Source organism: Panacagrimonas sp. (assembly GCF_965216805.1).
Classification (GTDB): Bacteria; Pseudomonadota; Gammaproteobacteria; order Nevskiales; family Nevskiaceae; genus Panacagrimonas.
On the sequence record NZ_CBDCGN010000002.1, the window covers coordinates 752,317 to 770,332 of the forward strand.

Consider the following 18,016-nt stretch of genomic DNA (forward strand, 5'->3'; position numbering starts at 1 on the left):
ACCCGCTGCGGAATGGCTTGCCCGTCGCTGCGTAACGAGGAGATTCATGATCGTCAAGTATTCCGACATGGCGGAACGCGCTTCCGGGCGTTCCCTTGCGCATCGGCTCGCCAGGTAGACCTTCCACATGTACGCACTTCGCTTCCGCATCGCACGGTGGTTCATCCGCAACCGCTCGTTTTCCTGGGCGGCTTTCGTCCTGGTGACAATATTCTTCGCCGTCGGCCTGAAGGACGTCGAACTCCGAACGATCTTCTCGGATCTGCTGCCCAAGGACGATCCGTTCGTCCAAGTGTTCAAGGATCACCCCAATTTCGGTAATCCGCTCACCGTCACCGTCATGCTCAAGCGCACCGACGGCAACATCTACAACGCCGAGACCCTCGACAAGGTCTGGCAGCTCACCCGCGACATCGACCTGTCGCCCGGCGTCGACCACGACCAGATTCTGTCCATCGCCACTGAAAAAGCGCGGTATGCGGAGGCCACGCCGTTCGGCATCGACATGCGTCCGTTGATGGGCGATCACGTCCCCAAGACACCGGAAGAAATTGCCGATTTCCGCATGCGGGTGGACAAATCGCCCGGTTCGCGCGACTTCCTGATCTCCCGCGATCACAGCGCCACCCTGATCAATGCGACCTTCATCGAGGCCAAGCTCGATTACGGCGAAGCGTTTGCCTTCGTGCAGGAGATGGTGAAGAAGTACGACGACGACAACCACGATATCTATGTCGCCGGTCAGCCCACTTTGACCGGCTGGGTGTACTTCTATCAAGAGCAGATGCGCTACATCTTCGGCCTGACCCTGGGTGCGATGGTGCTGCTGCTGGCGCTATACATGCGCAATGTGGTCGGCGTCGTGACGCCGATCATCGTAAGCACCACGGCCGCCGTATGGGGCTTCGGCCTGGTCGGCTGGCTCAAGTCGCCGATCGAGCCGTTGCTGATGATCGTGCCGCTGCTGCTGGTGGCGCGCTCGTTCTCGCACTGCGTGCAGTTCACCGAGCGCTATTACGAGATTTACGCCCACGTCAAGGACCGCACCAAAGCGGCCGAGATCACGATGGGGGTGATGATGCCGCCGTCGGTGCTGGGTATCTTCACCGACATGGCGGGTGTGTTCCTGATCGCTATTGCACCGATTCCGGCGATGGAACGTTTCGCGTTCTTTGCCGGTATGTGGTGTATCTGGCTGATACCCACCGGCATCGTGCTGTGCTCGTTGTTGCTGTCGGTGCTGCCGGCGCCGGCCAACGCAGATGAGCTCGTCGGCGACCACGGTGAGGCCAAGGGTTTCCAGAAGAAGTTCCAGGAGCTCCTGGCCTTCGTCGGTTCGCTTTCGCACGGCAAGCGGGCGCGTATCACGTCCCCGGTCGTCATCATTCTGGCGATCGCGTCGATTTACACTGCGCAGCAAATCAAGATCGGCAACCCCACGGAAGGCAGCAACCTGCTGTGGGACGACTCGGAGTTCAACGAGTCAGTCCGCATGATCAATCGTAATTTTCCCGGTGTGAATACGCTGGAAATCGTGCTGGAATCCAAGGAGCCGATGGGGGAGGACCGCGCGGCGAAACTGGCCGATACCTACCTGACCGCGCAGCGTATCCAGGACATCATGGAGAAGGACACCGGCGCGCATCCGCCGCGCGCCACCCTGTCCTTTGGCGATTACCTCGGCGAGGGCCAGCGCCTGTTTGCCGGCGGCAATCCCAAGTGGCTGCCGGTGGACGGCACCGATGAGATGGTGAGCGCCGCCGCTGGCGTGGCCATGGCGGGCTCCAGCCCCAAGGCCTTCTCGCACGTGGTCGACTTCGAATTGCAGCATTCCACCGTGTCGATGTGGTACCCCGACAACAAGCAGGAAACGGTGGACTACGCGTTGGCTGCGGCGCGCAAGGCCGTTGAAGAGGTTGGCGTCGATCATGATGCGTTCACTGTGCGTCTGGGAACCGGCACTATCGCGCTCCAGCAAGCGGTCAACATCGTGGTCGACCGTTTTCACTACGCGATCATTGGCGCCTTGTCGCTGGTGATCTGGATCGCCTGCAGCATCGCGTATCGCTCGATCATCGCCGGCTTTCTGCTGCTGATCCCAGTGAATCTGGCCAACTTCGTGCTCACCGCGATGATTCACCTCATGGGGGTGGGTCTGGACATCAACACGCTGATGGTGGCCGCCATCGGTGTGGGTGTGGGAATCGACTACGGCATCTATCTGCTGTCGCGCATCTGCGAGGAGTACCACGCGCAGGATGGCGACTGGGGCCGGGCCATCGATCAGTCGCTGATGACGACCGGCAAGGCCATCATGTTCACCGCCACCATCATGTTCATCGGCATCATGCCCTGGTACTTCCTGTCCGGCCTCAAGTTCATGGCCGACATGGGTCTGTTGCTGATGATGGTCATGTTGATCAACATGGTGCTGGCGCTGGTGTTTCTGCCCTTGCTGGTCTGGTGGTTCAAGCCCAAATTCGTCAAGCGCAAGGACCTGTTCGTGGGTGAGGGCGTCGACCTGTCGATCTTCGAAGACGACAAGCCGGAGGACGGCCGCCTGATCCCAGCCAAGTGATCGAAATGACGCGTTTCCGCAACGGAACAGAGTCTGCCCTCGGGCTACAAGGGCAGATATTCGACCGAAGGCGAAGACGGCTACAACCAGTACCCCACCACCTCAGCCATGGCACGTCTGCGGACCTGAGAAATCACGACACCACTCAACTCATATGCGCCTGACCGACACATTGCATCTCCGGAGGAACCGATCCGTGCAACACCACTCGCGGATCAGATCCGCCCTCGCCCTCGGTGCGGGCATGCTGTGCAGCTGCGCGGCGTTTGCTGCGCAGGTAAAGCCAGAAATCGAAGTCCTGGTTTCCGGCACGGCACACCAAGCTCTGTTCGCGCTCGATTTCGAGGGTGATCGCGGCATCGCGGTGGGATCCCATGGCGAGGCGCAGGTCACCGAAGACGGCGGCAAGACCTGGGTCGGACAGCAGTTGCCCACCAATTTGGCGCTGCTGGGCCTCGACACCAACTCGGCGCGCACTATCGCGGTCGGGCAGGCCGGCGTGGTGTTGCTGAAGAACGGCGACGGCGAGTGGGAAGAAGTGGACTCCGGCACCGAGAAGCGCCTGTTCAGCGTCAGCAGCAATATTGGCGGCCTCAGCGTGGCTGTGGGCGAGTTCGGCGCCATGCAGCTCTCCGAGGACGGCGGCCGCACCTGGCACAGCCTGACCCTCGACTGGATGCAGATTGGAACCGATGGCGGCGCCGAGCCCCACCTGTATTCGGTCAATGTGTCTGCGGATGGCGCGGTGACGGCGGTCGGTGAATTCGGATTGATCATGCGCTCGGCAGACCGTGGTCGCACCTGGACCGTACGAAGCCGCGGGACGGCTTCGCTGTTCGATATCCAGATCCTGGACGATGGTCGCGGCTTTGCGGTGGGTCAGGACGGATACGCACTCAAGACTTTCGACCATGGGGTGACCTGGGTCTGCCTGGACATCGGCAGCAAGGCGATCCTCAACGGTGTTTACGCGGATGGCAGCGGGCGGGTGTATGTGTCAGCCATGCGCGAGATGGTGGTGAGTTCGGACGGCGGCATGACCTGGAGCTTGGTCGATCACGACGAGATCACGACGATCTGGTATGTGGGCATCGGTTCCGCCGGACAGGATATTCTTGCTGTGGGGCAGGCGGGACGTATCATTCGGGTGGGCAGTTGAGGGTAAATTGAGCACGGCGCAAAGCCGGGTTCTTACGAGAATTCTTTTTTTTGGAGGAGAGAGCATGAATAGGGTGGAAGGGAAATCTCTGCGCCTGAGCGCGCTGGCGATTGCGGCGATGGCTGCATTCGCAACCCCGTCGGCCATGGCACAAGATGGCGGCGGGTTCTTCAGCGACTTAGGCGTTCAGTTCGGTGGCTTCGTCCGTTTCGATTCGGCGTATCGGACGACCAATCTCGAAAACATGAACAACCTGCGCGGCAACCCGTTCAACGGGGTGGCCACGGCACGTCGCGGCGGTCTGCCGCTGCGAGACCAGTTGCAGATCATAGACCCCCTGAACCCCCTGATCGGCACCATTACTGGTCTGCTTGACGCGCTCGGTGCGAATGAGGTGGGTCTGCTGCCGGACATGGCCGCTCGCAACACCCCGCCTGCCGACAACGACTGGAACCTCAACCAGTTCCGCGGCAAGTTCGATATGCAGTTGCAGTTCTCGTCGAACCTGCAGTTGTACGCGAGCTTGCGCACCATCTATGACATGGGCAACTACGACAACTGGAACCCCAATTCGGTGCCGGGTGCGGACCCGATGGGTTTCAATTCGCAGGAACCCGAATTCTTCGAGTACGACGACTTCGAAAGCGGCGGCTGTCTGAACCCGCTGGAAGTCTGCGGCGAGAAGTACATGGCGGACTTCACCTCGCTGTATCTGGACTACCAGTCCGGCCCGGTGCTGGTGCGTGTCGGTCAGCAGCAGATCGCCTGGGGCCAGGCCCTGTTCTTCCGCGTGTTCGACGTGCCCAACGGCCTCGATCTACGCCGCCATCTGATTCTGGACGACGCCCTGGAAGAATATGCCGACGAGCGCGTGGCCTCGCCCGGTGTGCGCGTCACCTGGCAGGCCACCCAGGAATGGGAACTGGATGCATACGGTCAGTGGTTCGTGCCGACCACCTTCCCCAATGCAAACACCCCGTATAACGTGATTCCGGCGCAGTTTTCGATTCGCGAAAGCTGGTCCGACCGCTTCGACGACAAGATCAACTACGGTCTGCGCCTGCGCGGCAACTTTGGAAACTGGGGCCTGCAGTTCATCGCGACCCAGCGCTACAACCACGAAGGCACCTTCCGCTGGACCGAGTCCGGCTCTACCCAGGACGTGCCGGGCCTTCCGGGCTCCGGCAATGCGGTGCAGAACACGCCGCTGGAAGTCGATCCTTCCGGCGTATGGTCGGCGGCCGAATGGTTCACCTATGCGGGCGCGGTACGCCTGGATGGTGTGGAGGCTCTGAATACGCTGATCCGCGAGTTCCGTGGCGATCAGCCGGCCGGCCTGTTCCTGGGCGAGGGCGCTGGCGCGGGTGCGTTGCTCGCCTCCGAAGTCACCAACATCGGCCAGGCCGCCAACGAGCTGGACCTCTTCTTCCAGCTCGCCGGTGGCAAGCTGCTGAACCCGCTGGGTACCGGTGGCGGTCTGCGTGGACATCTCATTCACGAGTACCACCAGGAAGAGGTTTACGGTGCGGGCGTCAGCTACGTGGTCGAGGCCGAGCCCGGCTCGCTGCTGGACCAGTTGATCATCAACCTGGAAACCAGCTACATCCCGGATCGCGTGTTTACCGAAAAGTCGCTGTCGCGCAACTTCACGGTTGAAGATGAGAGCGTCACCGCTCTGGTGATGGAAAAGTACCAGCGCTTCTCCGGTACTTTCCCGGCCACTTATATGGTGTTCCAGGCCATCCACAAGACCGAGTCCGATCTGTTCGGTCGTCACCTGAGCTGCCAGGGCGGTACCGGCGACAATCCCGGCACCACTCTGGCCAACATTCGTTCGGGCAACAGCCAGTGCCAGCCGCTGGACGGTGGCTTCACCTCGCTGGTGCTGGCGTTCCTGCAGCCCTTCCCCAACTACATCTACCGCGCCTCGGGTGCCATGCTGTACGACCCACGCGGTGGCTTGCTGGTGCAGGGTGGCTTCCGCTGGAGCCCGGGCAACGACATCACCCTCGATCTGATCTACAACCACCTGGAGGGCGACCTCCACGGCAACAAGAACGAGAACATCATCGAGACCATCGACTTTGCGGATGAAGTCGCGGTTCGTCTCGCCTACCAGTTCTGATCCCGGGTCGCGCCAGGATCCTTCCCAGCGCGACCGCCAGGTAGGAGATGTAGCCCTCTCGGCCCCCGGATCAAACCGGGGGCCGTTTTATTTGTCTAGGCTGAAGGGCACGGCTTTGCGACCGAAATCCGGTCGGCGCCGTAGCGCCTAAGACCGCAACAGGAGAACGCCGCATGCGCATCAGGAAGTTCCACCACGATTATTCGCGCCGCAAGTTCTTGCGCGACGCCGGCCTGGGCGTGCTGTCTACCGGCGTACTCGCTCCGTTGGGCAAGACCATGGCGGACACCGGTGAGATCAGCAAAGCCTATCCGGATGAATTGCTCTCCATCGACGCTTACACCAAGGGCAAGATCAAGACCGGTGACGAGATCACGGCCGCCAATGTGGAGCATGTGAAGGATCTGTTGGAGCCGATCCGTTACGAGCAGATTCTGAAACACGGGCGCAAGCTCAAGGTGGTCAAGACCACCAAGGACATCATGCGGCTGTCGCCCTGGGAGTACATCGAGGCCACCCTCAAGAATGCGGGCAAGGCCAAGTTCGATGAGCGCGGCAACGTGGTCAATGCCGCCGATGGCAAGCCGTGGATCGGCGGCAACCCGTTTCCGGATCCCAAGAGCGGAATCGAGCTGTTCGCCGCCCAGACCCTGAGCTGGGGCCGGCACGATGCCTCGTTCTATGCCATCGCCGCTTACGCCATGCGCCAGGACGGCCATCCACGCTTCAAGTACACCGGGGGCTGGGCGGAGCTGTCCACCGTCGCCCGCGTCAGCATGGACCCGGCGCCGTACTGGGAAGAACATATCGACAAGCTGCGTTTCCAGTCGGTGTTCTTCCTGACGCCCAATAATTTCAAGGGCACGTCCTTTCTAAACGTCTGGGCCTACGATCATCGTACGTTCCCCGACCTCTACGGTTATGTTGCCGACTTCAAGCGCATCCGCCAGTTTCCGACCGACCAGCGCTTCGAGCCGCTGCTGCCGGGTCTGTCCCTGTATTTGTCGGATGCCTGGGCAGCCGGGGATCCGCTGCATACCTGGAGCGGCTACGAGATCATCAAACGCGGTCCGTTCCTGGCCGGTCTGTCGGAAAGCTGGAACGCCGACGCGCCCAACTGGGAGCACAGCACCCACGGTGGGCCACAGGGCAAGACGTTCTGGGATTCCACGGTGGAGCTTGTCCCGGAGGCCATCGTGGTCGAGGCCAAGCCGACCGGCTTTCCGCGCGCACCGGTATCGAAAAAGCACGTCTGGTTCGATGCGCGCAACCAGGTGGTGATCGGGATGGTGACCTATGACCGCCGTGGCGAGCCGTTCCGTTCCTTCGATGGCGCCTATTCGCTCTACGAGACCGGCGACAAGAAATTCATGGACGGCAAGCATCCTTACTGGAGCTGGTGTCATGTGACCGCGTCGGACATCCAGACCGGCGACGTGACGCGGCTGGAGCAGGTCAAGGCGCACGACTTGCACGTCAGCGGCGCCAACGATCCCAAGATGTACGAGCAGTACCTGACGCACAATGCGCTGCGCAAGCTGGGGACCAGTTGAGGAAGCGCCGCGGACCCGTTCGATAACGTTCGGCCGCCCTTGAGGGTGGCCGTGTTTCCGATGTGGCTGGGTTAACCTGGAAAAAGCGTTTGCCACGGATGACACGGATTGAAAATCGGCTACTTGCCAGCGCCGATCTATGCACCTAATCGGTGAAGCAAAGACCCTCGGCAGATTTATGTTTTGATCCGTGTTTCTCCGTGAAATCCGTGGCTAATCGTCGTTTTTAGGGTTAAGGGCGCATCCGCCTTGCGTGCCCGGCAGAGCTGGGTTCCGCTACGCTCTGCAGAATTAGCGCGGCGCAACCGCCACCGCGGCTGACCGAAGAGCAGCCAACAGGAGAGAATTCAGATGACAGACTACACGCGGCTGTTTCGAGTCGACGGGAAGGTTGCACTGGTGACCGGAGCGGCACGCGGCATCGGGGCGGCCATCGCCGAGGCGCTGGCGCAGGTCGGCGCGACCGTACTGGTTACCGACGTGCTCGAATCCGCCGGATTGGAAACCGTGGAGCGGATCCGCAAGGCCGGCGGCAAGGCCGAGTTCCAGAAGCACGACGTCACCGACGAAGCACAGTGGGAGGCTGCGGTCGCCGCGGCCACAGGCAAGCTCGGCGGCCTCGACATCCTGGTCAACAATGCCGGCATCGAAACCGCCGCGCTGATCACCCAGTGCAAGGTCGAGGATTTCCGTCACCTCATGGACATCAACGTGACCGGTGTTTTCCTCGGGCTCAAACACGCCATCGGTGTGATGAAGCCGGGTGCGTCCATCGTCAATCTGTCTTCGGTAGCCGGCCTCATCGGCACCTCTGCACACGTTGCCTATCATGCGTCCAAAGGGGCGGTGCGCATCATGACCAAGGCGGCTGCCGTGGAGTGCGCCCAGCTCGGTACCGGCATCCGGGTCAACTCGATCCACCCCGCCATCGTGCAGACCGACATGGGCACCAAGTTCATCCAGGACTTCGTCAATCTCAAGCTGGCACCGGATTACGCCAGTGCGGAGGCGGCGATCAAGGGCGCTCATCCGCTCGGCCGTTTCGGCGAGCCGGCCGATGTCGCAGGCGCCGTGATCTACCTGGCCTCCGAGGCCGCGAAGTGGATCACCGGCTCCGAACTGGTGCTGGACGGCGGCTACACCGCGGCGTAGTGCCGCGTTTGCGGTTCACTCGATTTTTTGTCGCGTTCCAGGAGCGCCATGGCCAAACTGATCGATCGCGTCACTTCTGCGGCGTCGCCGCTCCTGTGGCTGGACGACACCCGCTACGCCGAACGCCTGCTCGCAGGGGGCAAGACGCCCTGGGCGGACGCCACCGAGTACGTGGCATTCCGACGCAAGGCCGCCGGCCTGCTGCGACCGGATGTCTGCGCGATTCCGGTGGGCACGGCCTGTCGTGCCTGGGTGGCAAGCCACCCCGAGCTGCGTGAAGCCATGGCGGCCAAGAAGCGCGCGGTGGTGCCGGCCCGCACGCTGCTGGCGGACGAAGCGCTGCGAACCCAGCTGCTGGAGATGGTGCGCGGCCTGCGCGCAGCGTTTGCGTCGCAGCCGCTGGTGCTGGCCTTTCCCTCGCCACGTGCCTGGGCGGGCGAAGCCTATCGGCTGGCTTTCGGTGAAGATGCAGAGATTGAAGTGGGCGGCGACGAGGCCGACTCCTGTGCCGTCTACGTCGCGGAGTTTCTTCGCAGCTTCGGCGAGGTCGGGGTCGACGCCGTGCTTCTGGAGGAAGCTGCGGACGCCGAGCCCAGCTCTGCCGAAGAAATCGCCTGGTACCAGCCCGTCATCAATCTGGCCGCGCACTACCGTTGGGATTTGGGTCTGCTCCTGAGTCGCGGCAATGATTTCTCGGGCGCGGCCAGCGGCGTGCAGTTCGTCATCGCACCGGCCCAGATCGGTGGCGCCGTTGCCGGTATGGTGCTCTCCGAGGCGTTTTGGGACGGCCAGGACGCTCCCGGCCTGGCAAACGGAGCGTTCCGCTTTGGTCGCGTGCCGGCCGATGCCGTGCCTGAAAAAGTGCTGGAACGGCTTGCCAGCCTGCGCAGCTGATCATCAGCGGACAGATGTCCGCAAGCGACCAGAAGGAGCCTGGAATGATCCCGTATGAGATGGAACATCTCTTCACCTACAGCGCCGCGGTGCGTGAGCCCGTAGTTGTCAGTCCGCCGGGCGAAGGCGACATCCGCATCAATTTCTATGTCGCCGAGGGCAAGGCCTGGGGCCCCAAGCTGAAGGGCAGGCTCCTGCCGGTCGGTGCCGACTGGATGACCCTGCGAACGGATGGCATGGCGGTGCTGGACGTCCGTGCTGCCATCGAAACCGACGACGGCGCGCATATCGACGTGGTCTACAACGGACTGCTGGACATGGGCCACGATGGTTATGCCCGCTTTCAGAAAAGCGAGATTCCCGAATTGGTCAGGATTCACGCCGCACCGCGCCTGCGTACCGCGCATCCCGACTACGTCTGGCTCAACCGCCTGCAGTGCGTAAACATTGGCGAAGGCCGACTCAGGCAGAACCAGGTGACTTACGACGTCTACGCGCTGCGTTGATTGGCGGAATCCTGTTCGCTGTGCCTGCAGACCAGCCGATTCGAATAGCGATACAAGCATGGCGTCGGCGACGGCGAACCGTGCAGGGAGGAGACGATGGCCGTAACCGAAGGTGAGTTGCTGTGGACCCCGAGCGCCGAGTTCCAGCAGCGCTCGCAGGTCGCGAAGTTCATCGCCTGGCTGCACAACACGCGCGGTCTCGAGTTCAATGACTACGAGGCGCTGCGAGCGTGGTCGGTGGACGACATCGAGGGCTTCTGGTCGGCCATCTGGGATTACTTTCAGATCGAGTCGGACACGCCGCCCACGCAGGTCCTGGATCGTCGCGCCATGCCCGGCGCCAAGTGGTTCCAGGGTGCGCGTGTGAATTACGCCGAGCACTTGCTGCGTTACGAAGCCAAGGCCGCAGCGGGCGAAGCCGCGATTCATCACCTGACCGAGAACCGCCCGCTGACCTCAATGAGTTGGCAGGAACTGGGCCGGCAGGTGCGCATCCTGGCGACCAAGCTGCGCGCGCTGGGGATCGCGCCCGGTGATCGCGTCGTGTCCTACCTGCCCAACGTGCCCGAGACCACGGTGGCGATGATCGCAACCATCGCCGTCGGCGCGGTGTGGTCGTCGGCAGCGCCGGAGTTCGGCGTCAAGACCGTGACCGAACGCTTTGCGCAGATCGAACCCAAGCTGATCTTCGTCTGCGACGGCTATCGTTTCGGCGGCAAGGATTTCGATCGCGCGGCGGAAGTCGGGCAGATCGTCTCGGCACTACCCAGCCTGCAGCACGTCGTGTGGCTGCCGTACCTGCATCCGGACCGCAGCGAGCCGCCGGTTGCCGGTGCGCAGTCCTGGGCGGCGATGCTGGCGGGCGCCGACGTGCCACGCGAAGCGTTCCGTTACGAACGCGTGGACTGCGCTCACCCGATCTGGGTGATGTTTTCGTCAGGCACCACGGGCCTGCCCAAGGCCATCGTGCACGGGCATGTCGGCGTGCTGGTCGAACATTTCAAGGTGATGAGCTTTCACCTGAATCTGGCGCCGGGCAGCGTGATGTTCTTCTACAGCACCACTGGCTGGATGATGTACAACCTGGTGGTGTCGTCCCTGCTGACCGGGGCGGCGGCGGTGCAATACGACGGCAGCCCGGTGTATCCGGATCTGGACCTGCTGTGGAAGATGGCGGCAGACACCGGTGCCCAGACCTTTGGCGCCAGCCCCACCTTCGTGCAGATGATGGAAAAAGCCCAGCTCAAGCCGGGCGAGAAATTCGATCTTTCCAGGCTGGAAGCGGCGCTGCTCGGCGGCGCTCCGAGCACGCCGGAAACCTTCAAGTGGTTCTACGACAACGTCAAACAGGACCTGTGGGTGACCTCCCAATCCGGCGGCACTGAACTGTGCAGCGGCTTCGTTGGCGCCTCGCCGACCCTGCCAGTGCACGCCGGTGAGATTCAAACCCGCTGTCTGGGCATGGACGTGCGGGCCTGGAGCGACGACGGCAAGGAAGTGATAGACGAGGTCGGCGAGTTGGTGTGCCTGAAGCCGTTCCCCTCAATGCCGATCTATTTCTGGGGCGACACCGACGGCAAGCGCTACCACGAGGCTTACTTCGACGTCTTTCCCGGGGTCTGGCGTCACGGCGACTTCATCAAGATCAACTCGCGCGGAGGCTGCTACATCTACGGTCGCTCCGACTCCACGCTCAACCGGTTTGGCGTGCGTATCGGCACCGCGGAAATCTATCGTGCGGTGGAGCAGGTCGAGGAAGTCGCCGACAGTCTTGTCGTCTGTTGCGAGCTGGAGGGCGGCACCTTCTTCATGCCGCTGTTCGTCAAGCTCAAGCCGGGCTTCACGTTGGACGAAGCCCTGGTCAAGAAGATCAACGCCAAGCTCAGGCTGGACTGCAGCCCGCGCCACGTTCCCGACAAGACGTATCGGGTGGAACAGATTCCGTACACGCTCACCGGCAAGAAGATGGAAGTGCCGGTGCGCAAGGTGCTGATGGGCTGGCCGCTGGAGAAGGCGGCGAGCCGCGACGCCATGGCCAACTCGGCCAGCATCGACTGGTTTGTCGAGTTTGCAACCACCAGCGATGACTACGTGCGGCCCTCGGCGGCAGTGGGCATGAAGCGCTGAAAACCAAGCTCACCGCCCTAAAGGGTGGGGGCGGGCGCCGGTCCAGCAACCAGACTTCTCCCACAATTGAGAGAGGAGCATGCGCATGGCGCAGAACCGGCAATGGCTGTTCAACAAGCGGCCGAAGAAAGACATCGAAGCAGACACCCTGATTCTTCAGGACACGAACCTGCCCGAACCGGGCGACGGCGAGTTCCTCCTGAGATCGATCTACGTGTCGATGGACGCCACCAATCGGCTATGGCTGGGCGACTGGGATTTGTACATGGAGCCGATCACGCCGGGACAGCCGATGAAAGGCTTCACCCTCGGAGAGGTGGTGAAGTCGCGCAACCCGGCTTTCCCCGTCGGCGCGCTCGCTGCCGGGCTCGCGCCCTGGGCGGAATACTCGGTGCACGACGGCATCGGGTTCTCGGTGATGCCGAACATTCCCGGGCTCAAGCTGGCGGAAGCCTTCGGCGTGCTTGCGATCGCCGGCCCCACCGCCCTGGTCGGGCTGATGGAGGTTGGCAGGGCCAAGAAGGGCGACACCGTGGTCGTCACCGCGGCCGCAGGCGCGGTCGGCATGCTGGTAGGCCAGATCGCGAAGATTCACGGCTGCAAGGCCATCGGCATCGCCGGCGGTGCGGAGAAGTGTCGCTGGCTGACCGAGGAGTTCGGCTACGACCATGCCATCGACTACAAGCGCGAGGACGTGGTGCAGCGCCTGCGGGGGCTGGCGCCGGAAGGTGTAGACGTGCACTACGAAAACGTGGGCGGCGAGCTGCTCGACGCCGGCCTCAGCGTGATGAAGAACTTCGGCAGCGTGGTGATCTGCGGCCTGATATCCACCTACAACAGCGCGGCGGGCGACCGCATCCCAGGACCCTACATGTTCCGCAATCTGATCATGCGCCGCCTGCGGGTAGAGGGGTTTGTCATCCTCGATTACGTCGACAAGTATCCGCAGTACCAGCAGCAGCTGGCGGGCTGGATGCTCGAAGGGCGGCTCAAGGGGCGCATGCACGTAGAGCCCGGCATCGAGCGCGCGGTCGATGCGCTCAAGATGCTGTACACCGGCGCCAATACAGGCAAGCTGATGGTGCAGTTCGGTCGCGAACCTCAAGGCTCCTGAAGTTCTGCCACGATGACCCGGCGCGTTCCCTCTCGTGCAGCGCCGAAGCGGCCGAAGCGTCCGAAGGAAAAGCAAAGCCTCTCTGCCGGTGATTCCGACGCCGCCGCCCACCGCGGCATCTTGCGCCATCGCCTGCTGGATCGGCTGTCGATCGAGCCGCGACCGCGCCTGATCGTCGTCCAGGGGCCGGCCGGATACGGCAAGACCTCCCTGCTGCGGCAGCACTGCGACCGCCGCGCTGCGTTGGGTGAGCGCGTGGCCTGGGTGCGCATGGACGCCCAATCGGCGGATGCCGTGCACCTGCTGCGACGGCTGTGCGACGCGGTGGAGATTTTGGCCGGCCAACGCACCCGCAGGCCGGTCGACGCGGTGGGGCGGCCGGCAACCTTGCAGGACCTGCTGCGGGGACTGGCACGGTTGCACGAGCCGCTGGTGCTGGTGGTCGACAACTTCGAGACTGCGGCGTCCGCGCAGTTCGAATCGGTGTTCGCGCAGATCGTGCGCAGCCTGCCGATGACGGTGCAGCTCTGCGTGGGTACGCGCGTGTTGCCGGGCGCCCGACTTGCGCGCCTACAGATACGTGAAGGCACGGTGGTGCTTTCCAATGAGGAGCTGTGCTTCCGCCCTTCGGAGACCATCGAGTTCCTGCGGGAGTTCGTCAGCTTGCGCCCGGAAGAAATCGCGGAGATCCACGAGCGCACGGATGGCTGGCCGGCTGCTCTGCAGGCCTTTCGCCTGTGTCTGCGCCGCGGTGCGCGCTTCCGCGCCGAAGCCTACTCCGGCCGCGGCGTTACCCGCGAGCTGATGGATTTCCTCGCCGCAGAGGCCTTCGATCAGCTTGCACCCGCACTCGGGACGCTGCTGCTGGAACTCGCGATTCCGGAGAAGCTCTCCGCAGCGCTGGTCGAGCACATCACCGGCGAGCCGCGTGGTGCGGAGCGTCTGGCCGAGATCGAACGCGCGGGTCTGTTCCTTGCCCAGGTCGACCTCGAAGGTACCTGGCTGCGCTTCCATAACCTGTTCCGCCAGTTCCTGCTCGGTCGCGCTGCGCAATTGTTTTCGCCCGAGGATCTGCGCCGTCGGCATCGCGTCGTCGCCGCCTGGTACGCCGACAAGGCTTATCGCGAGGAGGCGATCCAGCACTGGATCGAGGCCGGCGAGACCGACCGCGCGGCTGGGCTGCTGGCAGAGGTGGTCGACGCACTCGTCGCTCAGGAGCGCCTGGGACTGATCCAGAGCTACGCTGATCGCTTGCCCGCCGAGGCGGTCCTGCGACACGACAATCTTGCCCACGCCGCGATCATCGCCTACGGCTTTCGTCGCGCGTTCGACAAGGCGGATCGCCTGCTGCAACTGCATCGGGCGCAACTCGACGCTGACGGTGCCGGGCAGGCGCAGCTCGGGCTGCACAATTTTTCACGCCTGTTCGTCCTCGCTGCCCAGGATCGCGTCGAGGAGTTGGGCGCCGTCGGCGAGCAGACCGCGCAGCAGCTTGCCGACCGTAGCGGCTTCGCCTACGCCGTCACCTTCAACTCGCGCGCCATGCTGTGCATCGGGCGCGGCCAGTACGAGGAAGCGCGCGCATTGCTGATGCAGGCGCGACCGCTACACGACCGCGACCATAGCCTGTTCGGGCAGGCCTACCAGGACGCGATCTACAGCATGAGCCTGGCCTGCCAGGGGCGGATCGATGACGCCGAGCGCGGGCTGGCGAGCGCACTGCGCCGCACCGAAGCGCGGGCCTGCGGCAGTGTGTCAGCGGGTTCGGTGATGGCGGCCTACCTGGTGAGCTGCCTGTACGAACAGAACCGCCTGCCCGAGGCCGAGCGACTGATCGGCGATTACGGCCAGTTGGCCGAGGAGCAGGCCATCGTCGATGCGGTCGCGACCATGGGCATCGCGCGCGCGCGCATCGCGCATCTGGACGGCAGACACGGTGAAGCCGAGGAAACGCTGGAGCGCATGCTCTACGTCGGCTATCGATACACGCTGGAAAGGCTGGTGATCTATGCGCACGCAGAACTCGCGCGTCAGGCCACGCTCGACGGCGAGCTCGGTCGGGCCGAGCGCTGGCTCAAGGAACTGCCGGTGGCATTTCGCGACGAGCCGCGAGACGACCTGATGTTTCCTGCGGGTGAGACCGAGGCCTGCAATCTTGGCTGGGCGCGTTGGCTGATCGCCGCAGGCCGCCACGCCGAAGCACGCGCCCTGCTGGCCCCGGAGATTCGCCGCGCGATCGCCGCGCGGCGACGGCGGCGCGAGCTGAAGCTGCATCTGTTGTACGCGCTGGCACATCAGGCCGCCGGGAAGGCCAATCTCGCTGGTCGCTGCCTGCTCGACGCGGTTCAGATCGCCGCGCAGGGAGGATTCGTGCGCAGCCTGCTGGACGAGCGTGCGCCTGCCGTGGCCCTGATGAAGCAGCTGCGCGCGCAGCAGCGCAACCTCGCACGCGGCGTGGCCCCGGACGCGGTGATGGGCCACCTCGACCGGCTGCTGACGGCGGCAGGCGAGCCCGCCGGTGAGATAGACCGGGCCGACGCCGAAGCAGCGCCGCCGATCGAGTCGCTAACCGACCGCGAGCGCAACCTGTTGCGCTTCGTGGCGGCCGGTCTCACCAATCAGGAGCTGGCGGACCGCCTGTCGGTGTCGACCAACACGGTGAAATGGCACCTGCGCAATATCTTCGAGAAGCTCCGCATCAGGAATCGCGTGCAGGCCATTGCGCTCGCTCGTCGTTTCGGATTGATCGACTGAAAGCACGCGAATCTGCTGCGCTCCGCGCCTTCCACGCTCGATGCAGTAGCTCTGCAACGCTGCCGCTGACCACCGTTTAGGGTGGGGCGGTGCGCCGGGCGCGCTCATACCGTGCGCTTACCGCGAGCTGAGGAGAACAAACGGTGGGGAAACTCATCAACATCGATAATGGCGGCACCCTGACCGACATCTGCGTGCTCGATGGCGATCAGGTCTGGCGCACCAAGACGCTGACCACGCCCTTCGATCTGTCGAAGTGTTTCTTCGATGGACTCGTGAAGGCCTCGAAGGCGATCTACGGGTGCGAGGACATCGTCGCGCTGCTCGCTTCGACCGATCACATCCGCTACTCGACGACGCAGGGCACCAACGCGCTGGTCGAGCGCAAGGGTCAGCGCCTCGGTCTGCTGCTGAGCGGTGGCCTGAGCGTGGACGCGCTGCGCCACACGACGCAGGCGGCGGGACTGCTCGCCGATCTGGTCGGCGAGCGCAGCGTGAGCGTGGACCTCGGGCTGGCCGACGAGGCGCTGGCTTCGGCGGCGGTGCGCGCGGTCAATGCGCTGGCCTCGGCGGGCGCGAACCGCATCGTCGTCGCCCATGGCGGCCATGACCGGCTCGCGCAGGAACAGCGTCTGAAAAAGATCTTCCTGCGCGCCTTTCCGCAGCACCTGCTCGGCGCGATCCCGCTGCTGTACTCGCACGAGGTCGTGGAGGACGACGACGACGTGCGCCGCGCCTGGACCACGATCTTCAATGCCTTCCTGCATCCGGCGATGGAGCGCTTCCTCTACAACGCCGAGCACAAGCTGCGAACCAACAAGGCGCAGAACCCGCTGCTGATCTTTCGCAACGACGGCCACTCCGCGCGCGTGGCCAAGACCATCGCGCTCAAGACCTACAGCTCCGGCCCGCGCGGCGGCATGGAGGGTGCGCGCGCGCTGGCCGCGCACTACGGGTTTGAGCACCTGGTGTCGATCGACATCGGCGGCACCACGACCGACATCGGCGAGGTGCGCGCGGGCGCGGTGCGTGAGGACCGACACGGCCAGGTCGAGGGCGTCGCGGTGTCCTTCCCGCTGTGCAACGTCGTTAGCGTCGGCGTGGGCGGCAGCTCGATCATCCGTGTCGAGAACGGTGCGATCCGCGTCGGCCCGGAGAGCGTGGGTAGCGCGCCCGGTCCGGCCTGCTTCGGTCTGGGCGGCACTCAGGCGACGATCACCGATGCCTTCCTGCTCAGCGGCCTGCTCGATCCGGAATCCTTCTTCGGTGGCGAGCTGAAGATCGATGCGGCGCGGGCGCGCAGCGCGGTGGAAACCCATCTCGCCACGCCGCTGGGCACCAACGCCGAGTCCGCGGTCGCGCGCATGGAACAGGCCTGGGTCGCCAAGGTGGCGGACAGCATCCGCGCGTTCACTGCGGTGACGCCGCAGACCACGCTCGCAGCCTTTGGCGGTGCCGGGCCCTTCGTGGTCTGTCGTGTCGCCGAGGCGGCGGGGATTTCGCGCGTGCTGATTCCGGGCCTGGCCGCGGTGTTCTCGGCGTTTGGCCTCGGCTTCTCGGACATCGCGCACAGCTACGAGGCGGCGATCGCACCCGGTGACGATCTCGCGGCCGTCGTCAGCACGCTGACGCAGCGCGTGCGGCGCGGCATGCACGCGGAAGGGTTCGCGCTGGAGGACTGCACGCTGACGCGTAGCCTGCGCATCGCCTCGGCGCAGTCTGAGCGTGTGCTGCCGCTGGGTGACAGCCTTCCGGCACTGCAGGCCGGCGAGCGTGCCTTCGTCTCGCTGACCGCCTGCAAGCCGATCGCGCAACCGAGCCTGCGCGGGAAGTTCGGTGCGGCGACGACCGCGGCCGTGTCCCGCGCCACCCGCGCGGTGCTGCTCAACGACAAGACCCGCGAGCTGCCGCTGTACCGCGTGGAGGATCAGTGCGCCGGTGCGGCCGCGAACGGCCCCGCGGTGCTGGAGGAAGCGTTCTTCACCTGCCGCATCGACGCAGGCTGGCGCTTCGAAGTGAACGACGCCGGCGATGTGCTGCTGAGCAAGGTCTGA

At 64.0% G+C, this 18,016-nt stretch carries 11 protein-coding genes; all 11 read left to right on the forward strand.

The window, feature by feature from the left end; all coding sequences use genetic code 11:
- Positions 1-127 precede the first annotated feature (127 nt).
- The 11 genes from ACOOHP_RS03660 (at position 128) to ACOOHP_RS03710 (ending at position 18,016) form a co-directional block, all read left to right on the forward strand.
- Positions 128-2,578: an efflux RND transporter permease subunit gene (locus ACOOHP_RS03660; RefSeq protein WP_420465100.1), complete on the forward strand. Its 2,451-nt coding sequence runs from the start codon at positions 128-130 to the stop codon at positions 2,576-2,578.
- A gap of 154 nt (positions 2,579-2,732) precedes the next feature.
- The gene (locus ACOOHP_RS03665) at positions 2,733-3,737 is read left to right on the forward strand and encodes a WD40/YVTN/BNR-like repeat-containing protein (RefSeq protein ID WP_420465101.1); all 1,005 of its coding nucleotides are present in this window, start codon (positions 2,733-2,735) and stop codon (positions 3,735-3,737) included.
- Between the two features lie 64 nt (positions 3,738-3,801).
- On the forward strand, positions 3,802-5,862 hold the full coding sequence (locus ACOOHP_RS03670) for a DUF1302 family protein (RefSeq protein WP_420465102.1): 2,061 nt from the start codon (positions 3,802-3,804) through the stop codon (positions 5,860-5,862).
- 173 nt (positions 5,863-6,035) lie between these two features.
- Positions 6,036-7,415: a DUF1329 domain-containing protein gene (locus ACOOHP_RS03675; protein ID WP_420465103.1), complete on the forward strand. Its 1,380-nt coding sequence runs from the start codon at positions 6,036-6,038 to the stop codon at positions 7,413-7,415.
- A 351-nt stretch (positions 7,416-7,766) separates the two neighbouring features.
- Positions 7,767-8,567, forward strand: coding sequence for a glucose 1-dehydrogenase (locus ACOOHP_RS03680; protein WP_420465104.1), 801 nt, complete (start codon positions 7,767-7,769; stop codon positions 8,565-8,567).
- A gap of 48 nt (positions 8,568-8,615) precedes the next feature.
- Complete coding sequence (locus ACOOHP_RS03685; RefSeq protein ID WP_420465105.1) at positions 8,616-9,461, forward strand: hypothetical protein; 846 nt, start codon at positions 8,616-8,618, stop codon at positions 9,459-9,461.
- A 44-nt stretch (positions 9,462-9,505) separates the two neighbouring features.
- Entirely contained in the window at positions 9,506-9,967 is a 462-nt protein-coding gene (locus tag ACOOHP_RS03690; RefSeq protein WP_420465106.1) for a DUF3237 domain-containing protein, read from the forward strand.
- Positions 9,968-10,063: 96 nt separating this feature from the next.
- Positions 10,064-12,094 (forward strand): acetoacetate--CoA ligase, encoded by a 2,031-nt coding sequence (locus ACOOHP_RS03695; RefSeq protein WP_420465107.1) that lies wholly within the window; start codon positions 10,064-10,066, stop codon positions 12,092-12,094.
- A gap of 85 nt (positions 12,095-12,179) precedes the next feature.
- Positions 12,180-13,208, forward strand: a complete 1,029-nt coding sequence (locus tag ACOOHP_RS03700; protein ID WP_420465108.1) for an NADP-dependent oxidoreductase — start codon at positions 12,180-12,182, stop codon at positions 13,206-13,208.
- A 120-nt stretch (positions 13,209-13,328) separates the two neighbouring features.
- The gene (locus tag ACOOHP_RS03705; protein WP_420465109.1) at positions 13,329-15,962 is read left to right on the forward strand and encodes a LuxR C-terminal-related transcriptional regulator; all 2,634 of its coding nucleotides are present in this window, start codon (positions 13,329-13,331) and stop codon (positions 15,960-15,962) included.
- A gap of 143 nt (positions 15,963-16,105) precedes the next feature.
- Complete coding sequence (locus ACOOHP_RS03710) at positions 16,106-18,016, forward strand: hydantoinase/oxoprolinase family protein (protein WP_420465110.1); 1,911 nt, start codon at positions 16,106-16,108, stop codon at positions 18,014-18,016.

Coding starts and splice junctions, on each gene's coding strand:
- ACOOHP_RS03665 (WP_420465101.1), top strand. CDS start 2,733: ATGCGCCTGACCGACACATTGCATCTCCGGAGGAACCGATCCGTGCAA.
- ACOOHP_RS03660 (WP_420465100.1), top strand. CDS start 128: ATGTACGCACTTCGCTTCCGCATCGCACGGTGGTTCATCCGCAACCGC.
- ACOOHP_RS03690 (WP_420465106.1), top strand. CDS start 9,506: ATGATCCCGTATGAGATGGAACATCTCTTCACCTACAGCGCCGCGGTG.
- ACOOHP_RS03695 (WP_420465107.1), top strand. CDS start 10,064: ATGGCCGTAACCGAAGGTGAGTTGCTGTGGACCCCGAGCGCCGAGTTC.
- ACOOHP_RS03680 (WP_420465104.1), top strand. CDS start 7,767: ATGACAGACTACACGCGGCTGTTTCGAGTCGACGGGAAGGTTGCACTG.
- ACOOHP_RS03685 (WP_420465105.1), top strand. CDS start 8,616: ATGGCCAAACTGATCGATCGCGTCACTTCTGCGGCGTCGCCGCTCCTG.
- ACOOHP_RS03675 (WP_420465103.1), top strand. CDS start 6,036: ATGCGCATCAGGAAGTTCCACCACGATTATTCGCGCCGCAAGTTCTTG.
- ACOOHP_RS03670 (WP_420465102.1), top strand. CDS start 3,802: ATGAATAGGGTGGAAGGGAAATCTCTGCGCCTGAGCGCGCTGGCGATT.
- ACOOHP_RS03700 (WP_420465108.1), top strand. CDS start 12,180: ATGGCGCAGAACCGGCAATGGCTGTTCAACAAGCGGCCGAAGAAAGAC.